20 protein-coding genes and 1 pseudogene are annotated in these 23,856 nt (G+C 50.2%); 10 read left to right on the plus strand and 11 right to left on the minus strand.

Translation table 11 applies throughout. The features are described from left to right. From HMPREF2596_RS08395 to ftsZ, 10 genes and pseudogenes are all read left to right on the plus strand, one after another. Window positions 1-188 (plus strand): annotated as a pseudogene (locus HMPREF2596_RS08395) (SEL1-like repeat protein); the annotation flags it as partial. An 85-nt stretch (window positions 189-273) separates the two neighbouring features. Continuing rightward, window positions 274-1,611 (plus strand): UDP-N-acetylmuramoyl-L-alanine--D-glutamate ligase, encoded by a 1,338-nt coding sequence (gene murD / locus HMPREF2596_RS08400; RefSeq protein WP_070850714.1) that lies wholly within the window; start codon window positions 274-276, stop codon window positions 1,609-1,611. Between the two features lie 13 nt (window positions 1,612-1,624). Then, window positions 1,625-2,185, plus strand: coding sequence for a L,D-transpeptidase family protein (locus HMPREF2596_RS08405; protein WP_070850715.1), 561 nt, complete (start codon window positions 1,625-1,627; stop codon window positions 2,183-2,185). A gap of 287 nt (window positions 2,186-2,472) precedes the next feature. After that, on the plus strand, window positions 2,473-3,735 hold the full coding sequence (locus HMPREF2596_RS08410; RefSeq protein WP_036493408.1) for an FtsW/RodA/SpoVE family cell cycle protein: 1,263 nt from the start codon (window positions 2,473-2,475) through the stop codon (window positions 3,733-3,735). 4 nt (window positions 3,736-3,739) lie between these two features. Continuing rightward, window positions 3,740-4,807, plus strand: coding sequence for an undecaprenyldiphospho-muramoylpentapeptide beta-N-acetylglucosaminyltransferase (murG, locus tag HMPREF2596_RS08415; RefSeq protein WP_003748297.1), 1,068 nt, complete (start codon window positions 3,740-3,742; stop codon window positions 4,805-4,807). Window positions 4,808-4,972: 165 nt separating this feature from the next. Then, entirely contained in the window at window positions 4,973-6,382 is a 1,410-nt protein-coding gene (murC, locus tag HMPREF2596_RS08420; protein WP_036493406.1) for a UDP-N-acetylmuramate--L-alanine ligase, read from the plus strand. Window positions 6,383-6,470: 88 nt separating this feature from the next. Further along, window positions 6,471-7,385: a D-alanine--D-alanine ligase gene (locus HMPREF2596_RS08425; protein ID WP_003748301.1), complete on the plus strand. Its 915-nt coding sequence runs from the start codon at window positions 6,471-6,473 to the stop codon at window positions 7,383-7,385. Next, complete coding sequence (locus tag HMPREF2596_RS08430) at window positions 7,375-8,094, plus strand: cell division protein FtsQ/DivIB (protein WP_070850716.1); 720 nt, start codon at window positions 7,375-7,377, stop codon at window positions 8,092-8,094. The genes HMPREF2596_RS08425 and HMPREF2596_RS08430 overlap by 11 nt, the downstream gene beginning before the upstream one ends. Before the next feature lie 74 nt (window positions 8,095-8,168). Next, window positions 8,169-9,422, plus strand: coding sequence for a cell division protein FtsA (ftsA, locus tag HMPREF2596_RS08435; protein ID WP_070850717.1), 1,254 nt, complete (start codon window positions 8,169-8,171; stop codon window positions 9,420-9,422). Window positions 9,423-9,674: 252 nt separating this feature from the next. Beyond that, a complete protein-coding gene (gene ftsZ, locus HMPREF2596_RS08440; RefSeq protein ID WP_003748303.1) occupies window positions 9,675-10,874 on the plus strand; it encodes a cell division protein FtsZ in 1,200 nt (399 codons plus the stop codon). Between the two features lie 120 nt (window positions 10,875-10,994). Here ftsZ and ispH read toward each other — a convergent pair whose 3' ends face one another. From ispH to carB, 11 genes are all read right to left on the minus strand, one after another. Beyond that, a complete protein-coding gene (ispH, locus tag HMPREF2596_RS08445; RefSeq protein WP_070850718.1) occupies window positions 10,995-11,963 on the minus strand; it encodes a 4-hydroxy-3-methylbut-2-enyl diphosphate reductase in 969 nt (322 codons plus the stop codon). A gap of 13 nt (window positions 11,964-11,976) precedes the next feature. Next, on the minus strand, window positions 11,977-12,483 hold the full coding sequence (gene lspA / locus HMPREF2596_RS08450; RefSeq protein ID WP_070850719.1) for a signal peptidase II: 507 nt from the start codon (window positions 12,481-12,483) through the stop codon (window positions 11,977-11,979). A 148-nt stretch (window positions 12,484-12,631) separates the two neighbouring features. Beyond that, complete coding sequence (glyQ, locus tag HMPREF2596_RS08455) at window positions 12,632-13,531, minus strand: glycine--tRNA ligase subunit alpha (RefSeq protein WP_070850720.1); 900 nt, start codon at window positions 13,529-13,531, stop codon at window positions 12,632-12,634. Window positions 13,532-13,612: 81 nt separating this feature from the next. Beyond that, window positions 13,613-13,795 (minus strand): DNA gyrase inhibitor YacG, encoded by a 183-nt coding sequence (yacG, locus tag HMPREF2596_RS08460; protein ID WP_003682475.1) that lies wholly within the window; start codon window positions 13,793-13,795, stop codon window positions 13,613-13,615. Beyond that, entirely contained in the window at window positions 13,792-14,412 is a 621-nt protein-coding gene (coaE, locus tag HMPREF2596_RS08465; RefSeq protein WP_070850721.1) for a dephospho-CoA kinase, read from the minus strand. The genes yacG and coaE overlap by 4 nt, the downstream gene beginning before the upstream one ends. After that, entirely contained in the window at window positions 14,412-15,299 is an 888-nt protein-coding gene (locus HMPREF2596_RS08470) for a prepilin peptidase (protein ID WP_070850722.1), read from the minus strand. The genes coaE and HMPREF2596_RS08470 overlap by 1 nt, the downstream gene beginning before the upstream one ends. Window position 15,300: 1 nt before the next feature. Then, entirely contained in the window at window positions 15,301-16,542 is a 1,242-nt protein-coding gene (locus HMPREF2596_RS08475) for a type II secretion system F family protein (protein ID WP_070850723.1), read from the minus strand. A 79-nt stretch (window positions 16,543-16,621) separates the two neighbouring features. Then, a complete protein-coding gene (gene pilB / locus HMPREF2596_RS08480; protein WP_070850724.1) occupies window positions 16,622-18,301 on the minus strand; it encodes a type IV-A pilus assembly ATPase PilB in 1,680 nt (559 codons plus the stop codon). Between the two features lie 392 nt (window positions 18,302-18,693). Then, window positions 18,694-19,755, minus strand: a complete 1,062-nt coding sequence (locus HMPREF2596_RS08485) for a nucleotidyltransferase domain-containing protein (RefSeq protein WP_070850725.1) — start codon at window positions 19,753-19,755, stop codon at window positions 18,694-18,696. 14 nt (window positions 19,756-19,769) lie between these two features. Next, complete coding sequence (locus tag HMPREF2596_RS08490; protein ID WP_070585155.1) at window positions 19,770-20,528, minus strand: nucleotidyltransferase domain-containing protein; 759 nt, start codon at window positions 20,526-20,528, stop codon at window positions 19,770-19,772. Between the two features lie 91 nt (window positions 20,529-20,619). Then, a complete protein-coding gene (gene carB / locus HMPREF2596_RS08495) occupies window positions 20,620-23,835 on the minus strand; it encodes a carbamoyl-phosphate synthase large subunit (RefSeq protein WP_070585153.1) in 3,216 nt (1,071 codons plus the stop codon). Window positions 23,836-23,856 lie beyond the last annotated feature (21 nt).

A 23,856-nucleotide genomic window follows, 5' to 3' on the forward strand; every position in this document is an offset into this window, starting at 1 on the left:
TGCAGTGGTATCGTAGGGCTGCAGAACAAGGGCATGCCCAAGCCCAAAATAATTTGGGCGTGATGTATGAACAAGGGCAAGGCGTGCGCCAAGACAGCGCCCTTGCCCAAGAATGGTACGGTAAGGCTTGCGACAGCGGAAACCAAAAAGGCTGCGACAATTACCGCCGTTTGAAGCTGGGTTATTGAACAGCTCGCGATGCCGTCTGAAAGCGGCTTGAGCAGGAACGGACATCTTTCTGCTCAATATGATTTGTTTTAGGACAAAACCAAAATGACTTTTCAAAACAAAAAAATCCTCGTCGCCGGGCTTGGCGGCACGGGTATTTCCATGATTGCCTATCTGCGCAAAAACGGTGCGGAGGTTGCCGCTTATGATGCGGAGCTGAAAGCCGAGCGCGTGTCTCAAATCGGGAAGATGTTTGACGGGCTGGTGTTTTATACGGGTCGTCTGAAAGATGCGTTGGATAATGGTTTCGATATTCTGGCGCTCAGTCCCGGCATCAGCGAGCGTCAGCCGGATATCGAGGCGTTCAAGCAAAACGGCGGGCGCGTGTTGGGCGACATCGAATTGCTGGCGGACATTGTGAACCGTCGCGGCGACAAGGTGATTGCGATTACCGGTAGCAACGGCAAAACCACGGTAACGAGCTTGGTCGGCTATCTCTGCATCAAGTGCGGGCTGGATACCGTCATCGCGGGCAATATCGGTACGCCGGTTTTGGAGGCGGAATTGCAGCGTGAAGGCAAAAAGGCGGACGTGTGGGTGTTGGAGCTTTCCAGCTTCCAACTGGAAAACACTGAAAGCCTGCGCCCGACTGCGGCGACGGTGCTGAACATTTCTGAAGACCATCTCGACCGCTACGACGACTTGCTCGACTATGCGCATACCAAGGATAAGATTTTCCGTGGCGATGGCGTACAGGTTTTGAATGCGGATGATGCGTTCTGCCGTGCGATGAAGCGCGCCGGGCGCGAGGTGAAATGGTTTTCGTTGGAACACGAAGCCGATTTTTGGTTAGAACGTGAGACAGGCCGCCTGAAACAAGGCAATGAAGATTTGATTTCTACGCAAGACATCCCGCTGCAAGGTTTGCATAACGCCGCCAACGTTATGGCTGCCGTGGCTTTGTGCGAGGCCGTCGGTTTGCCGCGCGAAGCATTGCTCGAACACGTCAAAACTTTCCAAGGCCTGCCGCACCGTGTGGAAAAAATCGGCGAGAAAAACGGCGTGGTATTCATCGACGACAGCAAAGGCACGAACGTCGGCGCGACCGCCGCCGCGATTGCCGGTTTGCAAAATCCGCTCTTCGTCATTTTGGGCGGCATGGGCAAAGGGCAGGACTTCACGCCCCTGCGCGACGCGCTTGCCGGCAAGGCAAAAGGTGTGTTCCTGATTGGTGTCGATGCGCCGCAAATCCGCCGCGATTTGGACGGCTGCGGTCTGAATATGATCGACTGCGCCACTTTGGAAGAAGCGGTTCAGACGGCATATGCCCAAGCCGAAGCGGGCGATATCGTGTTGCTCAGCCCAGCTTGTGCGAGCTTCGATATGTTCAAAGGCTATGCGCACCGTTCGGAAGTGTTTATCGAGGCGTTCAAAGCTTTGTAAGGCCGTCTGAAAGATGAAAGTGGGTTTGAAGATCGGCTTGGCGACAGTCGTGCTTTCGGCTGTCGCCGCTTTGGTGTTTTGGTTTGCCGCGCCGATTCGTTCCACGACAACCGTTGCTACGCCAAGTGAAGCGCCGTTGCCTGAAGATGCGGTTATTGACAGATTGGTTGTGCATAAAAGCAAGCGCATTATGTCGGCGTACTCGCAAGGCAGGTTGCTGAAAACCTATCCCATTTCGTTGGGCAAGCAGCCGGTCGGGCATAAACAGTTTGAAGGCGACGGCAAAACGCCCGAAGGGAAATACCGCATCAATGAGCGTAATCCCAACAGCGGCTACCATAAAAATCTCGGCGTTTCCTATCCCAACGAAGCCGACAAAGCCTACGCTGCGGCACAAGGCAAAAGCCCGGGCGGGCTGATTAAAATCCACGGCATGAAAAACGGCTGGGGATTTATCGGTAAAAAACACCTGCAAAAAGATTGGACCAACGGCTGCATCGCGGTAACGGACGAGGAAATCGACGAACTCTACCGCAGTGTGAAACACAATGCGGAAATTGAAATTCTGCCGTAGGTTTTATGCCTGTTGAAGTGATGGGCGGTTGGAACGGGTAGTCGATTGCTTGTCAGGCCGTCTGAAAACTCGGCAGGGTAGGGGATTTGAGGCCGGGGTTTCATCTCAAACAAACCGATCGTCATCCCTAAAGATAGGTCAACACGTTTTCTCTTTTCTAACCGTAGATTCTGAATTGTTGGTTTGGAAATAAACCTTTAAAATAACGTTAATTCATTTTTTCAGACGGCCTCTTGCCCATTTGCAGGCCGTCTGAATATTTTATTCAAGCCGTTACGGATGTTTTCATGATTAGTCTTTCCAAAATGCTTGACCGGCCGATTGCGCGCGATGGTCGGAAGTTTGATGTTTCTCTCTTGTGGATGGTCGTTTTGATGACGACCTTCAGCTTGGTAATGATTTATTCGGCCTCTATTGCATATGCGGCATCGGATGGGGGCAGCCAGTTTTCTTTTGTGTCCAAACAGGCAATGTTTATCCTGTTTACGGTGGCCATGTGCTTGCCGCTTTTCCTGCTGAAAATGAGCTTTTGGCGGCGGATTATTCCGTTTTATTTTGTCATTTCCGGTTTGCTGCTGTTGCTGGTTTTGTTTGTCGGCCGTGAGATTAACGGCGCGACGCGCTGGATTCATATCGGGCCGCTCAACTTGCAGCCAACCGAGTTTTTCAAATTGGCAACGGTTTTGTATTTGTCCAGCCTGTTTACGCGCCGTGAAGAAATGTTGCGCGATTTGGATTCTTTGGGTTGGTCGTCTTTGTTTACCGGTATTGGCGATTTGGTGTGCAGCCCTTTTAAAAGTGAAGCTTGGGTAAGGGTAAAGGAACGCTTCCGTAAGTTTAAAACCCTGATTCTGCCGATTATGTCGGTGGCGGTCGGTTTGGTTTTGATTATGGGCCAGCCGGATTTCGGCTCGTTTGTCGTGATTGTCGTGATTACCATGGGTATGCTGTTTTTGGCAGGCTTTCCGTGGAAGTATTTTGCCGTATTGGTGGCGACCGTTGTGAGCGGAATGGGTTTGCTGATTTTGGCCGCGCCTTACCGTATGGCGCGTGTGGCGGCGTTTTTGGACCCGTGGAGCGATCCTTTGGGTAAAGGCTATCAGTTGACGCATTCTTTGATGGCGATTGCGCGCGGCGGCTGGTTTGGCGAGGGTTTGGGCGCAAGTTTGGAAAAACGTTTCTATCTGCCGGAAGCGCACACGGACTTTATTTTTGCCGTCATCGGCGAAGAATTCGGCTTTTTAGGGATGCTGGTTTTGGTGTTCTGCTACGGCTGGCTGGTGTGGCGCGCGTTTTCCATCGGCAAGCAGGCGCGTGATTCGGGCTTGATGTTCAGCGCGTACATCGCCAACGGCATTGGTATTTGGATTGGTATTCAAAGTTTCTTCAATATCGGTGTAAACATCGGTATCCTGCCCACTAAAGGCCTGACTTTGCCGTTTATGTCTTACGGCGGTTCGGCTGTCTTTATCATGCTGGTGTGCGTTACTTTGTTATTGCGCATTGATTATGAAAACCGCCAAAAAATGCGCGGTTATTCGGTGGAGTAAAACCATGAGCGGTAAAACTTTTATGCTGATGGCCGGCGGTACGGGCGGCCATATTTTTCCTGCATTGGCGGTTGCCGAGTCGCTGCAAAAGCGCGGCCATCATGTGATTTGGCTGGGCAGTAAAGATTCGATGGAAGAGCGTATCGTGCCGCAATACGGCATACGCTTGGAAACGCTGGCGATTAAAGGCATCCGCGGCAACGGCATCAAGCGTAAGCTGATGTTGCCGTTTACGCTGTATAAAACCGTCCGCGAGGCGCAGCAGATTATTAAGAAACACCGTGTCGAGTGCGTTATCGGTTTTGGCGGTTTCGTTACTTTCCCCGGCGGCGTGGCGGCAAAAATTTCCGGTGTGCCGATTGTGATTCACGAGCAAAACGCCGTAGCCGGTTTGTCCAACCGCCAACTGTCGCGTTGGGCAAAACGTGTTCTGTATGCTTTCCCCAAAGCCTTTCAACATGAAGGCGGATTGGTGGGTAATCCTGTCCGTGCCGATATTGCGGCATTGCCTGTTCCCGAAGAACGCTTTGAAAACCGTCAAGGCCGTCTGAAAGTTTTGGTGGTCGGTGGCAGTTTAGGTGCGGATGTGTTGAACAAAACCGTTCCGCAAGCTTTGGCATTGTTGCCGGAAGCAGCCCGTCCGCAAATGTATCATCAGTCCGGACGCAATAAATTGGGCAACCTTCAGGCGGATTACGATGCGTTGGGTGTGCAAGCCGAGTGCGTGGAATTTATTACCGATATGGTATCCGCCTACCGTGATGCCGATTTGGTAATTTGCCGTGCCGGCGCGCTGACGATTGCCGAGCTGACGGCTGCGGGTTTGGGGGCGCTACTGGTGCCGTATCCGCACGCGGTGGACGACCATCAAACAGCCAATGCGCGTTTTATGGTGCAGGCCGAAGCCGGTTTGCTGCTGCCGCAAACTCAACTGACGGCAGAAAAACTGGCCGAAATCCTCGGCGGCTTGAATCGTGAAAAATGCCTGAAATGGGCGAAAAATGCCCGTACCTTGGCGTTGCCGCACAGTGCGGACGATGTGGCGGAAATTGCCATATCCTGTACCGAATAAGCAGGCAGACTTTGTTCAAGGCCGTCTGAAAAGTTGATTAACGGCGTTTCAGACGGCCTTTATTGCTTTTGTTAAAATTCCTTTACAATAAAAGCATAGCGCAGAAGCGGATAGCCCTTTAAAATAACGCCTTTACGCACTAAAAACCAACCGGAACGCAACATTATGATGAAAAATCGAGTCACCAACATCCATTTTGTCGGAATCGGCGGCGTCGGCATGAGCGGTATTGCCGAAGTCTTACACAATTTGGGCTTTAAAGTTTCCGGTTCGGATCAGGCGCGTAATGCCGTTACCGAGCATTTGAGCGCTCTCGGCATCCAAGTTTATCCCGGCCATACTGCCGAACACGTCAATGGTGCCGACGTGGTTGTTACCTCTACCGCCGTCAAAAAAGACAATCCCGAAGTCGTTGCAGCGTTGGAACAGCAAATCCCTGTCATTCCGCGCGCGCTGATGTTGGCAGAGTTGATGCGCTTCCGCGATGGTATCGCCATTGCCGGTACGCACGGCAAAACCACAACCACCAGCCTGACTGCTTCTATTCTCGGCGCGGCAGGACTCGACCCGACTTTCGTTATCGGCGGCAAGCTCAATGCCGCTGGTACCAACGCCCGTTTGGGTAAAGGCGAATACATTGTTGCCGAAGCCGATGAATCCGATGCTTCTTTCCTGTATCTGACGCCGATTATGTCCGTCGTAACCAATATCGACGAAGACCATATGGACACTTACGGACACAGCGTTGAGAAACTGCATCAGGCGTTTGTCGACTTCATTCACCGTATGCCGTTCTACGGCAAAGCCTTTTTGTGTATCGACAGCGAACACGTCCGCGCGATTTTGCCGAAAATCAGCAAACCTTACGCCACTTACGGCTTGGACGATACTGCCGATATCTACGCGACCGATATTGAAAACGTCGGTGCACAAATGAAATTTACCGTTCATGTTCAAATGAAAGGACATGAGCAAGAGCCGTTTGAAGTTGTTTTGAATATGCCCGGCCGCCACAACGTCCTCAATGCTTTGGCGGCTATCGGCGTTGCGCTGGAAGTTGGCGCATCGGTTGAAGCCATTCAAAAAGGCTTGCTCGGCTTTGAAGGTGTCGGCCGTCGTTTCCAAAAATATGGCGACATCAAATTGCCAAACGGCGGAACCGCGCTGCTGGTGGACGATTATGGGCACCATCCTGTCGAAATGGCGGCAACTCTGGCCGCTGCACGTGGCGCATACCCTGAAAAACGCTTGGTCTTGGCTTTCCAACCGCACCGCTATACCCGCACGCGCGATTTATTTGAAGACTTTACCAAAGTCCTCAATACTGTCGATGCGCTGGTGTTGACCGAAGTTTATGCTGCAGGCGAAGAGCCGATTGCCGCAGCCGATTCCCGCGCCTTGGCACGCGCCATCCGCGTATTGGGCAAACTTGAGCCGATTTACTGCGAAAACGTTGCCGACCTGCCGCAAATGTTGCTGAATGTTTTGCAAGACGGCGATGTCGTGTTGAATATGGGTGCCGGCAGCATCAACCGCGTTCCGTCTGCATTGGTGGAATTGTCGAAACAATCATAATAAACAGGCATATTTGCCTTTGAGGACACATAGGTCGTCTGAACAATATTTCAGACGGCCTGTATCAGTATTTAAGAAAGTAGAAATTATGCAGAATTTTGGCAAAGTGGCCGTGTTGATGGGCGGCTTCTCCAGTGAGCGCGAAGTTTCTCTGGACAGCGGCGCCGCTATTTTGGCTGCCTTGAAAAGCAAAGGCGTGGATGCCCATGCGTTCGACCCCAAAGAAACCCCGTTGTCTGAATTGAAAACACAAGGTTTTCAGACGGCCTTCAATATTTTGCACGGCACTTTCGGCGAGGATGGCGCGATTCAGGGCGCATTGGAACTGATGGGTATTCCTTATACCGGCAGCGGGGTGGCCGCTTCCGCGCTGGGTATGGACAAATACCGCTGCAAACTGATTTGGCAGGCTGTGGGCTTGCCTGTTCCTGAGTTTGCCGTATTGCATGACGACAGCGACTTTGATGCCGTTGAAGAAAAATTGGGCCTGCCGATGTTTGTGAAACCCGCCGCGGAAGGCAGCAGCGTCGGCGTGGTAAAAGTCAAAGAAAAAGGCCGTCTGAAAAGCGTTTACGAAGAATTGAAACATTTGCAGGGTGAAATTATTGCCGAGCGCTTCATCGGCGGCGGCGAGTATTCTTGCCCGGTATTGAACGGCAAAGGCCTGCCCAGCATTCATATTATTCCGGCTACCGAGTTTTACGACTACGAAGCCAAATACAACCGCGACGATACGGTTTATCAATGCCCGTCGGAAGATTTGAGCGAGGCGGAGGAAAACCTGATGCGCGAACTGGCCGTGCGTGGCGCGCAGGCGATTGGTGCGGACGGCTGTTCGCGCGTGGACTTCCTGAAAGATACGGACGGTAAGCTGTATCTCTTGGAAATCAATACCTTGCCCGGTATGACCAGCCACAGTTTGGTGCCAAAATCTGCAGCCCATACCGGCGTAGATTTTGCTGATTTATGTATTGAGATTTTGAAGACCGCTCATGTGGGATGATGCAGGCGCACTGGGTCGGCTGACCCGCCGGCTATTGTTGCTGATGGCCTTTCTGCTGATAGGTTCGGGCATAGCTTGGCTTTACAATTCCAAATATTTCCCTGTGAAACAGATTGCTATTCAGGGCAAGCTGAAATATGCTTCCGGCAAAGAATTGCAAACTGTTGCACGAGAGCATATCAGGGGCAATATGTTCCGCGCCGATATTGATTCGGCGCAGGCCGCTTTTCAGGAGTTGCCTTGGATTGACTCGGCAATGGTGCGCCGCCGTTTTCCGGAAACTGTGGAAATTATCCTGACCGAGCGTGTGCCGGTTGCACACTGGCGCGCTGGCGGCTTGGTGGACAGTAAGGGCAATGTGTTTGCCACAAGCCTGAAACAGGATCTGCCTATATTTGAAGGGCAGCAGGGGACAGGCAAAGACATGGTCAAACATTATGCGGACTTTTCCGGTATTTTGAGTCCGTTGAAACTGACCATCAAAGAATTGATCTACACGCCGCGTTCGGCATGGCTGCTTGTATTGAACAACGGCATTACCGTGCGCTTGGGGCGTGAAAACGAAATCAAACGTTTGCAGCAGTTTGCCCAGATTTGGCCGTCGCTGCTGCGTAAAAAACAAAGTCGTATCGAGTATGTCGATATGCGTTATAAGGATGGTTTTTCAGTCCGTTACAGGCCGTCTGAAAACCCTTCCGACAGTGAATAGCCGATTAGACGTGAAGCAATCTTGTTTCAAAAATAATCAAACCGTCAGTCAGACAACATAGCGAACGAGCAATTATGGAACAACAACAAAATAAATATATCAGTGCCTTAGACATTGGTACGTCCAAGGTCATCGCCTTAATCGGCGAGATTCGGGAAGATAATGAAATCCACATTGTCGGCTTGGGCCAAAGCCCTTCACGCGGCCTGCGTGCAGGTATGGTGACCAATATCGACGCTACCGCGCAAGCCATTCGTCAGGCGGTAGAAGATGCCGAGCTGATGGCAGATACCAAAATTTCCCACGTTGTCACCGGTATTGCCGGTAACCATATCCGCAGCCTGAACTCACAAGGCGTGGTCAAAATTAAAGATGGCGAAGTATCGCAAGCCGACATCGATCGTGCCATCGAAACTGCCAAAGCCATCAATATTCCGCCTGATCACAATATCTTGCATACCGTGGTTCAAGAGTACATCATCGACAACCAACCCGGTGTGAAAGAGCCTATCGGCATGAGCGGCGTGCGTTTGGATACCCGCGTACACATCATTACCGGTGCGAATACTGCTTTGCAAAATATCCAAAAATGTATCCAACGCTGTGGCCTGCAAATGGATCAAATCATGCTTCAGCCTTTGGCAAGCGGGCACGCCGTTTTGACTGAAGACGAAAAAGATTTGGGCGTGTGTGTCATCGACATTGGTGGCGGTACGACCGACATCGCGGTTTATACCAATGGTGCAATCCGCCATACTGCGGTTATTCCCGTTGCCGGTGATTTGATTACCAAAGACTTGGCACAAGCCTTGCGTACGCCGCACAGTGCAGCTGAGTACATCAAAATCCATTACGGTGCTGCCATTCCGACTATGGACGGCTTGGATGAAATGATTGAAGTTCCTAGCGTTGGTGACCGTCAATCACGTCAAATTTCACGCCGTGTATTGGCTGAAATCATCGGTCCGCGCGTAGAAGAAATTTTGGAATTGACGCTGAACGAATTGCGCCGTTCCGGCTTCCCTGAAGAAGTGCTGACTTCCGGTATCGTTTTGACCGGCGGTGCTTCTATGTTGACCGGTATTGTTGAGTTGGCGGAAGAAATCTTCAACCTGCCGGCACGTATCGGTGTTCCACAGGAAATGGGCGGTGTATCTGAGCGTATCCGTAATCCACGCTATTCAACAGCAATTGGCCTGCTTCAGACGGCCTATGCTGCCGAGGAGGGTGAACAAACCAGCCGAACCGGTGCGATTGCCCTGAATGATTCAGGCAAAAAAATGGGTCTGTGGGAAAAAATCCAAAGATTCTTCAGAGACAATTTCTGATAAAAGCGTTCAGGGCAGGCGGTGTAGAATCCGTTTGTCCTGAATATTTAAGTAGAATTAAACGGTTTTAAATAATTGCTAAGTGAATAATTTAAAACTTGTATATTTTCTGTTAAAAATTGTAGTAAAAATATAACGCCGACAGTCGGATGATAAGAAGATTTTTGCCAGTATCAGGATACTTCTTATATAATACGGATAATAAGTTATTTTTGAACCGTCCTTATAAAGCGGGGCGCGGAGGATTATTGAATGGAATTTGTTTACGACGTAGCAGAATCAGCAACAAGCCCTGCTGTTATTAAAGTTATCGGTTTGGGTGGCGGCGGCTGTAATGCCATCAACAACATGGTTGCCAACACTATTCATGGTGTTGAGTTCATCAGTGCCAATACCGATGCGCAATCATTGGCTAAAAACAATGCGGCTAAACGCATTCAATTGGGTACAAACCTGACTCGCGGTTTGGGTGCCGGTGCAAATCCTGAAATCGGCCGCGCCGCAGCCCAAGAAGATCGCGAAGCCATCGAAGATGCCATCCGCGGTGCAAACATGCTGTTCATCACTACCGGTATGGGTGGCGGTACAGGTACCGGCTCTGCTCCTGTTGTAGCTGAAATCGCTAAAGAAATGGGTATCCTGACCGTTGCGGTTGTAACCCGTCCGTTTGCTTACGAAGGCAAACGCGTACACATCGCTCAAGCAGGTTTGGATCAACTCAAAGAGCGCGTTGACTCCCTGATTATTATCCCGAACGATAAATTGATGACTGCCTTGGGCGAAGACGTGACCATGCGCGAAGCTTTCCGTGCGGCCGATAATGTATTGCGTGACGCGGTTGCCGGTATTTCCGAAGTGGTGACTTGCCCTAGCGACATGATCAACTTGGACTTCGCCGACGTGAAAACCGTGATGAGCAATCGCGGTATCGCCATGATGGGTTCAGGTTTCGCGCAAGGTATCGACCGTGCCCGTTTGGCTACCGATCAAGCCATCTCCAGCCCGCTCTTGGATAATGTTACTTTGGATGGTGCACGCGGTGTATTGGTAAACATTACCACTGCTCCTGGTTGCCTGAAAATGTCTGAATTCAACGAGATTATGCGTATCGTCAACCAAAATGCACACCCTGAAGTGGAATGCAAATTTGGTGCTGCCGAAGACGAGAGCATGAGCGAAGACGCTATCCGTATTACCATTATTGCTACCGGCTTGAAAGAAAACGGTACTGACAACCAACTGCGCGCTGCTGCCCGTACCCAACAATTGGTACGCGGTGCGGAAGAAGCACCTCAAGCTCAAAGCCAAAGCAGTGCTGAAAGCCTGGTTCGTACCAACCGCAATATCCGTTCTATGAACCTGACTGCGGCTGATTTCAGCAACCAGTCTGTACTGGATGACTTTGAAATTCCGGCAATCTTGCGCCGCCAGCAACACACTCCTGAGAAATAATCAGGATAAGGTATGAAAAGACCTGCCTTTAAGGCAGGTCTTTTTTATTGGCAAAATAAACTCAAGGCCGTCTGAAAATTTTCAGACGGCCTTGAGTTTCAAATAAAGCAAATAACAAGCCTACCCTTTATTGAGAATTTGCTTGTTTTCGCCCTCGCGGCGCAATTCTTTAGGCAAGACAAATACAATGCTTTCTTCTACGCCTTCTCCTTCACGTATGGTCTCATGTCCCCAGTCTTGAATGGTTTGTAAGACTTCTCGAACCAAGACTTCGGGAGCGGATGCGCCGGCAGTCACACCGACCTTGGTTTTGTTTTCAAACCATTCTTTTTTCAGATAGGAAGCATTATCGACCATATAGGCATCAACTCCGCGCAATGCGGCTACTTCACGTAATCGGTTGCTGTTGGAAGAATTGGGCGAGCCGACAACAATCACGAGATCGCATTCTTCCGCCAATTCTTTAACGGCAGTTTGGCGGTTGGTTGTGGCGTAGCAGATGTCTTCTTTGTGCGGATTGCGGATATTGGGGAAGCGTTGATTCAAAGCTGCAATGATGTCTTTGGTTTCGTCCACCGATAAAGTAGTTTGGCTCACGTAGGCCAGCTTGTCAGGATTTTTGACGTTCAGCCCGGCTACATCTTCCACTGTCTCAACCAAAAACATTTTACCCGGGGGCAACTGTCCCATTGTGCCTTCTACTTCGACGTGGCCTTTGTGGCCGATCATGATGATTTCGTAATCTTGGGCATCGAGGCGGGCTACTTCTTTATGGACTTTGGTTACCAAAGGGCAGGTGGCATCAAAAACGCGGAAACCGCGTTGTGCCGCTTCTTCCTGTACGGCTTTGGATACGCCGTGAGCCGAGTAAATCAGCGTGGCACCCTTGGGTACATCCGCCAAGTCATCGACAAATACGGCACCTTTTGCCCGCAGATTGTCCACGACGAATTTGTTGTGAACGACCTCATGGCGGACGTAAATAGGCGCGCCGAACTCTTCGAGTGCACGTTCAACAATGCTGATGGCGCGGTCAACGCCGGCACAAAAGCCGCGGGGATTGGCAAGGATAATGGTTTTTTGAGTCATGTGTGTTCCGTTTTCAGACGGCCCTTGTGTCGTTTGAAGATGTTTTTTTGTGCAGCAAACCATCTAATACCAAGCAAACCGCGCCAACGCAGATAAAGCTGTCGGCAATGTTAAATGCGGGATAGAACCAGTTTTGCCAATAGAAAAGCAGAAAATCGACAACGTGGCCGTGAATCAGACGGTCAACCACATTGCCAATTGCGCCGCCGATAATCATGGCTGCCCCCAGTTTGCCCCAGCGGCCAAACTCATCACGCCAGATGGCACGGGCTAAATACAGGCTGATGACGACGGCCAGACCTAAAAAGAAGAATTTTTGCCAGCCGCCTTGGTCGGCTAAAAAGCTGAATGCCGCGCCTGGATTATAGGCAAGCGTCAGGTCAAAAAAGCCTGGAATGATATTGAGGCGTTCGCCTTCGGTAAAGTGTTTCAAGATTTCCCATTTGCTCAGTTGGTCAAGAATGATGGCAACGAGGGAAAGTAAGAAAAAGGGTGTTTTTGCAGAAGAGGATGAACTCATGTTTTCAGACGGTTTATGTAATAAAGGGCTTATTTTACCTGAAAGCAGGCTGGAAGTGTTTGCGATGGCAGCGACGTTAAGGCCGTCTGAAAATAGAAACGCCGCCACTTGAATGTATCAAAGGGCGGCGTGGTAAGCATGTGCGGGCTTATTGGTTTTTAAGCAATGGGAAGCCCAGTTTCTCGCGGCTTTCAACGAATTTTTGAGCAACGATACGGCTCAGTGCACGAATGCGGCCGATGTAGGTTGCGCGTTCGGTAACGGAAATGGCGCCGCGTGCATCCAAGAGGTTGAACGTGTGGCCGGCTTTGAGTACAAGCTCGTAAGCAGGCAGGGCAAGACTGGTGTCTTCAACTGCAAGCAGGCGTTTGGCTTGTTCTTCATAGTCGTTGAATTGGCGCAAGAGCCAATCGGCATCGCTATATTCGAAGTTGTAGGTGGATTGTTCGACTTCGTTTTGATGATAAACGTCGCCGTAAGTGACGATGTTGCCATCAAGGGTTTTTGCCCAAACGAGGTCGTACACGTTTTCCACGCCTTGCAGATACATGGCGAGACGCTCGATACCGTAGGTGATTTCACCGAGTACAGGGGAGCAGTCGATACCGCCGACTTGTTGGAAGTAGGTGAATTGGGTTACTTCCATGCCGTTGAGCCAAACTTCCCAACCCAAGCCCCAAGCGCCGAGAGTAGGGTTTTCCCAGTCGTCTTCGACAAAGCGGATGTCGTGTACTTTAGGGTCGATACCCAATTCGCGCAGGGAATCGAGGTAGAGGTCTTGAATATTGGCGGGAGCTGGTTTGAGCGCAACTTGGAATTGATAGTAGTGTTGCAGGCGGTTGGGGTTGTCGCCATAGCGGCCGTCTTTGGGGCGGCGGCTGGGTTGAACGTAAGCGGCAAACCAAGGCTCCGGGCCTAATGCGCGCAGGCAGGTGCCTGGATGCGAAGTGCCGGCACCGACTTCCATATCGAAAGGTTGGATAACGGTGCAGCCTTTGTCTGCCCAGTAGTTTTGTAATTTGAAAATAATTTGTTGGAAGGTGAGCATGGTGGATGGAATAGGTTGGAATAAAGAGGGTATTTTACTGTTTTGAGCCTGTTTTGGATAGGCTGAAGGAAGCGGCGTAGGTTATTTGCCGTCCAATAGGTCTGAAAAAGGGTCGTCTTCTGAAGAAACGGTGTATTTTTCTTGAGCCCATTCGCCTAAATCAATGAGTTTGCACCGTTTGCTGCAGAAAGGGCGGTAGGGGCTGTCGGTATTCCAAACGACTTCTTTGTGGCAGGTTGGACATTTTACAACAGGAGCGGTCATGCAGTTTCTTTCAGTGATTGTGCAATGGATTGATAGTATTGATGCAGGCGGGCAACCTTGATTTTTGCTTCTTCCAAGCTATGAGTATTGTCCAATACGTCGTCGGCATGAAGCTGTCTGTCAGATCGGGAAGCTTGGGTAGCCATGATTTGGCGCGTCTGTTCTTCTGAAAAACCATTGCGTTGATATACGCGTTCGATTTGGACGGATTCTGGAACATCTACAACCAAAATGCGGTCGGTCTCCGCTTTAAATGCCGGATTCTCAATTAAAAGCGGGACATCGACAATGCCGTAGGCAGAGGAAGCAAGTTTTTGTTTCTGCTGTTGGATTTTGTTTAAGATTAATGGAAGAAGCAGGTTTTCCAGTTGTTTTTTGGATTGAGGCCGTCTGAAAACTTCTTCCCGTAAAGCCGTACGATTCAGACGGCCTTTGCTGTCAAAAACCTCATCACCGAAAAGCTGGCGGATGGCTGGAAGCGCTTCGCCGTTTTCAGCGGTCAGTGAGCGGCTGATGGCATCGGCATCGATAATGGGTACGCCAAGTTCGGCAAACATTTGGGCGATAGATGATTTGCCGCTGCCAATACCGCCGGTCAAGCCTATCCATAATGTCATTATCGGAATCCTGATTGTACGAGCCACCATTGTACCAGTTGGGTAATAGGTGCATTGGCAACCAAAATAATCCATCCTGCTAAAGCGAGGCTGGGACCAAAAGCAAAATACTGACCTTTACCGATGCGGGCGATGAGTGCGCCTAACAGTCCGACTAAGGCAGCCATGAAGATCAGAACAGGCAATATTCCTACGCCCAGCCATGCACCGAGTGCAGCCAAAAGTTTGAAATCGCCATTGCCCATACCGATTTTACCGGTCAGAAGTTTATAGACGGCGCATAAAGTATAAAGGCTCATATAGCCTGCGATTGCACCCCAAACGGCTGAATGAAGGGGTACGAATGTATCGTTCAGATTAAACAGCAGGCCGATCCAAATTAGGGGCTGAGTCAGGCTGTCGGGCAAATATTGCGTATCGGCATCGATAAAGGTCAGCGCAATCAATATGGCAGTCAGAATCAATCCGCCAATAGTTGCCCAGGACCAGCCGTATTGCCACGCGACAATACCGAATAAGACACCTGTCAGCAGCTCAATCAACGGATAGCGTATGCTGATATGGGTTTTGCAGGCGTGGCATTTCCCACCTAGGAAAACATAGCTGAGGATGGGTATATTTTGCCAAAATCTGATCGGACTTTTGCATTTTGGGCAGCGTGAATCCGGTTTACGCAGATTAAATGGCTGTTTTTCTTCGTCTGTCAGCTCGATGCCCAAATGCTCTTTGGAAAATTGTGTCCATTCACGCTCCATCATTATCGGCGTACGATAAATGACGACGTTCAGAAAGCTACCAATCAGTAATCCTAAAATAACGGCTAAAGGAATAGCGAATGGCGCAAGAACGGAGAGGGCGTCGATGGCAGAGTAAATACTATCAAGCATATCAACCTACGACATTGCCCAAGTTAAACAACGGCAGATACATGGCAATCAGCAAAATACCGATGAGCGAACCCAATACCACCATGATGATAGGTTCCATCAAGGCAGACAATCGGGAGACGGAGTTGTCTACTTCATCTTCGTAGAATTCGGCCGCTTTGTTCAGCATATCGTCCAAAGAGCCTGACTCTTCGCCGATGGCTGCCATTTGGATCACCATATTTGGGAACATATCTGTACTTTGCATACTGGATGTCAGCGACAGGCCTTGGGTTACCTTGGCTCGAATGTCTTGAGTGGCTTCTTCATAGAGAATATTGCCGGATGCGCCTGCAACTGAATCTAATACTTCCACCAAAGGAACGCCGGCTGCGAAGAGGGTGGAGGTCGTACGCGCCCAACGGGCAATGGTCGCTTTTCGGACGATAGCACCAAAAACAGGGAGTCTCAAAATCAGAGCATCGATTCGTTTTTGGAAGGTAGGCGATTTTTCATGGAGTTTGTACAGACCGAAGGCGGAAACAATCAAGAGGATGATCATAATCCAGCCGTAGTCGACGAATAAATCGGACAAGTTCATGACAAGTTGGGTAAGACTTGGCAACTCTGCACCCATATTGGCATAAACTTCTTTAAAGGCAGGCAGTACAAACATCATCATGATGAAGATAAGCGCAATCGCCACCACGATAATGGCAATCGGGTAGGTCAGTGCGGTTTTAACTTTTTTCTTAATGGCCTGGGTTTTTTCTTTATAGACAGCCAGTTTGTCCAATAGGCTTTCCAGTACGCCGCCGGACTCGCCTGCGCTGACCAGATTGCAATAGAAACGGTCGAAATATTTTGGATATTTGGAGAAAGATTTACCCAATGCGCTACCTTGTTCGACATCGGAGCGAACCTGCATCAGCATTTCGGTCATACTCGGGTTGGAGTGGCCGCGCGCAACGATTTCAAAAGCCTGCATCAGTGGTAAGCCTGCCTTCATCATCGTTGCCAGTTGGCGCGTAAACACTGTGATGTCTTCTTGGGTAATACGGCGTTTGCGTGCGGTTTTGACTTTGCTGATGCGCAAAGGACGAATGCCTCTGCGCTGGAGTTTTTTGCGCGCCTCTTCTTCATCTTTGGCAACTACTTCGCCGCGGACAAGACGTTCGGTCTCGATGTTTTTTCCTTCAAATGTAAAACGCTTACCTTTGCTTCTTGAACCGAACAGACTTCTTTTTTGCTCTGCTTGAGCCATGAGTTATCCCTTGTTAGTAAGAAATAAAGCGGACTGTTTCCCCGTGCCGCTTTATTGTAATTTTCGAAAATATGGCAGTTTAGTCATTGGTATGAGCAGTTACTTCTTCCAACGAAGTCAGGCCCTGCATGACTTTCATGAGGCCGGCACGACGCAGGTCTACCATGCCTTCCTGATAGGCCATGTTCATGATATCAACTTCCGTACCGTTGTTCATAATGACTTTTTGCATTTCATCGCTGACCGGCATGACTTCATAAATACCGACGCGGCCTTTAAAGCCTTTGCCGCGGCAGCTGTCGCAACCAACCGGGCGGTAGAGCTTCCAATCTTGAGCCAAGTCCGCATCGGTAAAGCCGGCTTTTTTCAATGCCGGAACCGGCGGGCGCTCCACTTCGCGTTTGCAGCTTGGACACAGTCTGCGCAACAGCCTTTGCGCCATAATCAGGCTGACCGAGCTGGCGATGTTGAAAGGCGCGACACCCATGTTCAAAAGGCGGGACAGCGTGGCCGGTGCATTATTGGTATGCAGGGTAGAGAAAACCATGTGGCCTGTTTGGGCGGCTTTAATGGCGATGTCGGCGGTTTCCAAGTCGCGGATCTCACCGACCATAATAATATCAGGATCTTGACGCAAGAAGGATCGGAGTGCGGTGGCAAACGTCAGGCCTTGTTTTTCATTGACGTTGACTTGGTTGACGCCCGGCAGGTTAATCTCGGCCGGATCCTCTGCTGTTGAAATGTTCACATCTTCCGTGTTCAAAATACTTAGGCAGGTATAGAGCGAAACGGTTTTACCCGAGCCTGTCGGGCCGGTAACCAACACCATGCCGTAAGGGCGGTTGATGGCCTCAAGCAGCATTTCTTTTTGGAAAGGCTCTAAACCGAGCTGGTCGATATTGAGCGATGTACCATCGGAATTTAGGATACGCATCACCACTTTTTCGCCAAACAGCGTCGGCAAAGTGCTGACACGGAAGTCAATCGGACGGCCGTGTTTGTGGAAGGCAATTTGAATTCTGCCGTCTTGCGGAATACGTTTTTCAGAAATATCCAAACGCGCCATCACTTTGATGCGCGATGCCAACTGGCCGCGTACGGCGACAGGCGGCTGTACGACTTCACGCAATTGTCCGTCCACGCGGAAACGGACGCGCGCCATTTGCTCGTAGAATTCAAAGTGGATGTCCGATGCGCCAGCGTTCAGGGCATCGGATAAGGTTTTATGGATGAAGCGGGGGATAGGGCCGTCTTCAGCTTCTTCATTGTCGATATAAAGTGATTGCGATTGCTGAGTTGCTTCATGTTCGTCGTTGATTTCTTTCAGAATGGTGGTCGAACGTTGGCCTAGCCATTCCAGCAATGAGCTGAGTTGGTCGTCTGGAACCACTACTAAGTCGACACTTAAACCTGAAGCAAAAGCGATTTTTTGAAAGTTTTGGATTTGGGTCGGATCAGATACGGCGAAATAAACCTTGCGTCCGCGTTTGAAAATCGGAATGCAACGGTTTTGCACCATTTGCTCTTCCGTCAGAATTTCGCTGACTACATTATTGCGCGGGTAGTAGTGCAAATCCAAAAGGGGATAGCTGAATACGCGCGCGACTAACTCTCCCAGAGCTTTAGGGGAGATGATGCCGTCTGAAAACAGGTTGGGCAGGATTTCTTTGCCCGATTGTAAAAGGCTGTTGTAATGTTCCGCTTGTTGATTTGAGATGGTCTGGCTTTGAACCAAAACACGCAATAATCCGACACTCATTTTATTTTCCGTTTCTTGTGCAGTTTTCCCTTTAATTTAGAGGAAAGCCGTATTATTTTATCATTATTATGATTAAAGCATATGTTTAATTATGCAAATCTGCTTAAGTTGCAAAGACATGCTTCTGCTTTAATTGTATTTTTATTTCAGACGGCCATTATAAAGCAAGGAGAATAGGCGTTAAACTCGATATTTTTGGATTATGATGAAAAAACAACAATTTTGTCATATAAATCCAATCAATAACGAAATTATATTTCATGTTGCTATCCCTTGTTTGGAGACGGCAGAAAAGGTTGTTTTGATGGATAGACGGTTGAAATTTGAAATATGAAAAGGCCGTCTGAAAAGCGGAAACACATAATTTCAGACGGCCTCTGTTTTTGATTCTCTTATCCGTAAATCTTGGTTCGGATTTCGACAAGGGCATTGATTGCCAAAGTGCTGTTTACAGCTTCCGGTAGATCGGACTGTGCGAACAAATTTTCTACTTCGTTAATCAATGTTTCTGCACGCGCCAACAGTTCATCGTAAGGAAAAGAGCCGCGCTTGATGGCCAGCAATTCGTCACGATTGGGACGGCGTGGACGGATTTCGCCATGAAGGGCAATATCGCGCGCGGTTTCAAGCAGGCGGAAAGTGTGCATCATATTTTTTGCATCGTAACCGTGACCGTGCGCCTGCGTGCCTTGATAGCGTGTTTCGTTGCGTTCTGCCAGCCATTGTTGATAAGAGGCATATTCGCGGCAGTAGCTGCTGTATCCGTCTTGGTTGAAGGACAGATGGGCAAGCGGTGATTCGCCTTCTGGAATGGTGCTGAGTGAAAGCGTTGAGGCTTCGGGTTTGGGTGCAATACCATGGTAGCCAAGTGTGCCGTCGGCATCGTAAAACAGCGCATAAAGTTCTCGGGCGTGGGCTATTTTGATTAAGCCTACACGCCTTTGCTCCATTCCGCGTTGTGCAAGCCAGTACTGTAACGGTACGGTTTGCCTGCCTTCTATGATGTGGCAGAAATCAAGGATGCTTTTCTTTTCAGACGGCATCGGATTGCTGATTTTTTTATTCAATCCCCGTGCTTTTTTAATTTGTCCGTAGGCATAGCCTGCAAAACTTTGCTGGCAGGTTTTGGAGATAAACCATTCGGTTTTGAACGCATCCATCAATGGCGAACGGTATCGTACACAGTCGGAAGGGGAAGCCAGCAGCTCCAGCGTGTTCGGATTGCTTTGCAGCAGCAATTTGATAAACCGTCCCAGTTCGTAATACACAATATCGTTGGTTTCATTGCTGATTTGCGGGATGTATTCCATGCCGTAAAACATGGATTTGGGCAGGTAAAACACGCCTTTGATGTCGGTATCGGACTCGGGCGTTGCCAAACCGTAGGCACGGCTGCCGGACACGGCTTCGAGCAGAATCAGGTTTTGCGTATGCAAGTCTTCGAGGGTCAGCATATTCAGACGGCCTTTTACGGATAAATGGTTGCCAAGGTGGAACGGAACAATTCGTTCAAAGGCTCGTTATCGGCAGGTTCGGCAGAAGGGGCAGACAAGGCAGAAACTTCGTTATATAGGTCAATAGTCAGCTTTTGCAGCTCTGGCGATAATGTGTGCAGATAACTTTCGTTCTGCTCCGCTTTTAATGCAACCAGATCAGTAATTTGGGTAGCACAATCTGTCTGCCACTCATTCATCAACTCAACCAAAGTCATTGGCGGAATACCGCCTTGTTTCACTGCCCAGCGTGCCGCCAATAAAGGGCGTAAGACGTAAAACCATTTCTTCAATTTAATCGGCTGCGCCAAATCCATGGCTTTCAAAGCATTGCCGGCGATACCGCGATAATGGTGCAACAACGCGGCGGCTTGGACGTATTGGGGCGCAAGTTCGTTCAGACGGCCTATGAATGCCTCATCTTGTGTATAAACAATCGGAGAACGCAACCATTCCAGCAATACGGCATTGCTTTTTCTCAATAGGCGCAAAGCCTTGCGGATGTCCCAGCCGCCTACGTCAAACCATTGGTTTTCAATAAATTCAAACGTATCTTTTGTTTCATCAATTTGCAGATAATGTTCCTGCGGACGGATATAAATGGCGCGAACATCATAATCGCTGTCGGGCGAAGCAAAGCCCCATGCGCGGCTTCCGCTCTCCGCCGCCAGCAGAAAATGCAGTGGTTCGGCAAGTGAAATTTGAGTCAGTTTTTCTTGAATAGTTTGTTTCATTACGTTTTCCTTATTTTTGCAGAAAGGCCGTCTGAAACTGAGCAATCAGGTTTCAGACGGCCTTTTAACTATTTAAATCCGATAGGACTGATTAGGCTTTGTTTTTCAGACGGCCATGCAATTCCTGTACGCTGTATACGCCCAAGTGTTCGCGGCTTTTTGCGCCTTCGCTCATGGCTTCGCCGCCGGCGATGGTGGTGTATTGCGGTACGCGTTGGGTGAGGGAGGTGCGGCGGATGCTGTGGCTGTCGGTAACAGATTGTACTGTGCTGCCGACGGTGTTGACCACCAGTGCGATTTCGCCGTTTTTAATGGCGTCCACGATGTGTGGGCGGCCTTCCTGCACTTTGTTGACCGCTTGCACGATGATGCCGTGTTCTTTCAAGTATTCGGCGGTACCGCGAGTAGCGCAGACACCGTAGCCGAGTGCTTGGAAGTTTTGTGCGGTTTTGACGATGAGCGGTTTGTCTTCGTCGCGTACGGCGAGGAACACTTTGCCTGTTGTGCTCAAGCGTTCGCCTGCGCCGAGTTGGGCTTTGAAGTAGGCTTCGCCGAAGCTTGCGCCTACGCCCATGACTTCGCCGGTAGAGCGCATTTCAGGGCCGAGAATGGTGTCCACACCCGGGAATTTGATGAATGGGAACACGGCTTCTTTAACGGCGTAGAAGTCCGGGATGACTTCTTTTTCTACGGCTTGCTCTTTCAGTGAAATGCCTGCCATCACGCGTGCGCCGACTTTTGCGAGCGGTACGCCGGTGGCTTTGGATACGAACGGTACGGTACGGCTGGCGCGTGGGTTCACTTCCAGTACGAAGACCACGCCGTCTTGTACGGCAAACTGTACGTTCATCAAGCCGACCACGCCCAGTGCGTATGCCATGGCTTTGGTTTGACGGCGGATTTCGTCTTGAATTTCTTCGTCCAATGAGTATGGAGGCAATGAGCAGCCGGAGTCGCCGGAGTGGATACCTGCTTGTTCGACGTGTTGCATGATGCCGCCGATCACGACATCTTGGCCGTCTGAAACGCAGTCTACGTCCACTTCGATGGCGTTGTTCAAGAAGAAGTCGAGCAATACGGGGCTGTCTTCGGAAACTTGTACGGCTTCGCGCATGTATTTTTGCAACTCTTCGGCAGAGTGAACAATCTGCATGGCGCGGCCGCCGAGTACGTAAGAAGGACGTACAACCAACGGATAACCGATTTCTTCGGCTTTAACGAGGGCTTCTTCTTCGTTGTGGGCGATGCGGTTGGGCGGTTGACGCAGGCCTAAGTCGTTCAATACTTTTTGGAAGCGTTCGCGGTCTTCGGCAGCGTCGATGCTGTCGGCAGATGTGCCGATGATGTTCACGCCGTTTGCCACCAAGGCATTGGCCAATTTGAGCGGGGTTTGGCCGCCGTAATGCACAATCACGCCCCATGGGTTTTCGGTGCGGACGATTTCCAATACGTCTTCCAATGTCAGCGGCTCGAAGTACAGGCGGTCGCTGGTGTCGAAGTCGGTGGATACGGTTTCAGGGTTGCAGTTGACCATGATGGTTTCAAAACCGGATTCGCGCAGGGCAAGCGCGGCGTGAACGCAGCAGTAGTCAAATTCGATACCTTGGCCGATACGGTTTGGACCACCGCCGAGAATCATCACTTTTTTACGGTCGGAAGGACGGGATTCGCATTCTTCTTCGTAAGTAGAGTAGAGGTAGGCGGTTTCGGTGGCAAACTCGGCGGCACAGGTGTCGACGCGTTTGTAAACCGGATGCAGTTTCAGCGCGTAGCGGTGTTCGCGGACTTCTTTTTCGCTTACGTTCAATAATTGTGCCAAACGTTTGTCAGAGAAGCCTTTGCGTTTCAGACGGCGTAAAGCGGCATAATCCAAGTCTTGCAACTGGCCGTCTGAAACCGATTTTTCTTCTTTCACCAAGTCTTCGATTTGTGCCAAGAACCAAGGGTCGATGGCGCAGATTTCGTGGATTTCTTCCAGCGTGAAGCCTGCACGGAACGCGTCTGCCACAAACAGCATACGCTCAGGGCCCGGGTTGGCCAGTTCGCGACGGATTTCCGCTTTATCTTCACTGCGAGGGTTGAAGCCGCACAAGCCGGTTTCCAAACCGCGCAAGGCTTTTTGGAAGCTTTCTTGAATGGTACGGCCCATCGCCATTACTTCGCCTACTGATTTCATCTGCGTGGTCAGGCGGTCGTCTGCGGCGGGGAATTTTTCAAACGCGAAACGCGGGATTTTGGTCACGACATAGTCGATGGAAGGCTCGAACGACGCAGGCGTGCGGCCGCCGGTGATGTCGTTGCGCAACTCGTCCAGCGTAAAGCCGACCGCTAGTTTCGCCGCCACCTTCGCAATCGGGAAACCCGTCGCTTTGGAAGCCAGCGCGGAAGAGCGGCTCACGCGCGGGTTCATCTCAATCACAATCATCTCGCCGTTTTCAGGGTTTACCGCAAACTGAACGTTTGAGCCGCCCGTGTCCACGCCGATTTCGCGCAATACTGCCAACGAAGCATTACGCATGATTTGGTATTCTTTGTCGGTCAATGTTTGTGCAGGCGCAACAGTGATGGAGTCGCCGGTATGCACGCCCATTGGGTCGAAGTTTTCAATCGAGCAAATGATGATGCAGTTGTCGTTTTTATCGCGTACAACTTCCATCTCGTACTCTTTCCAGCCGAGAACAGACTGCTCAATCAGCAGCTCATGCGTAGGCGACGCATCAAAACCGCGTTCGCAAATAGCCAAGAACTCATCTTTGTTGTAGGCAATACCGCCACCCGAACCGCCCATCGTGAAAGACGGACGAATCAGGGTAGGGAAGCCAACCTGTTCTTGCGCTGCCAAAGCTTCGTTCATGGTATGGCAGACAAAAGATTTCGGGCAAGACAAGCCGATTTTTTCCATCGCTTCTTTAAAGCGACCGCGGTCTTCTGCCTTGTCGATCGCGTCTTCCGTCGCACCGATCAGCTCGACGTTGTATTTCGCCAGCACGCCATTGCGCGCCAAATCCAGCGCACAGTTCAGCGCAGTCTGACCGCCCATGGTAGGCAGAATCGCGTCAGGACGCTCTTTGGCAATAATTTTTTCCACTGTCTGCCACATAATAGGCTCGATGTAGGTAACATCCGCCATTTCAGGGTCGGTCATGATCGTGGCAGGGTTGGAATTCACCAGAATGACTTTATAGCCTTCTTCACGCAAGGCTTTGCAGGCCTGTGCGCCCGAATAGTCAAATTCGCAGGCCTGACCGATAACGATAGGGCCGGCGCCGATGATAAGGATGGATTTTAGGTCGGTACGTTTGGGCATTTTTACTTTCTCACACGATAT

It is taken from the genome of Neisseria sp. HMSC078C12, assembly GCF_001838065.1.
In the GTDB taxonomy this organism is placed as follows: Bacteria; Pseudomonadota; Gammaproteobacteria; order Burkholderiales; family Neisseriaceae; genus Neisseria.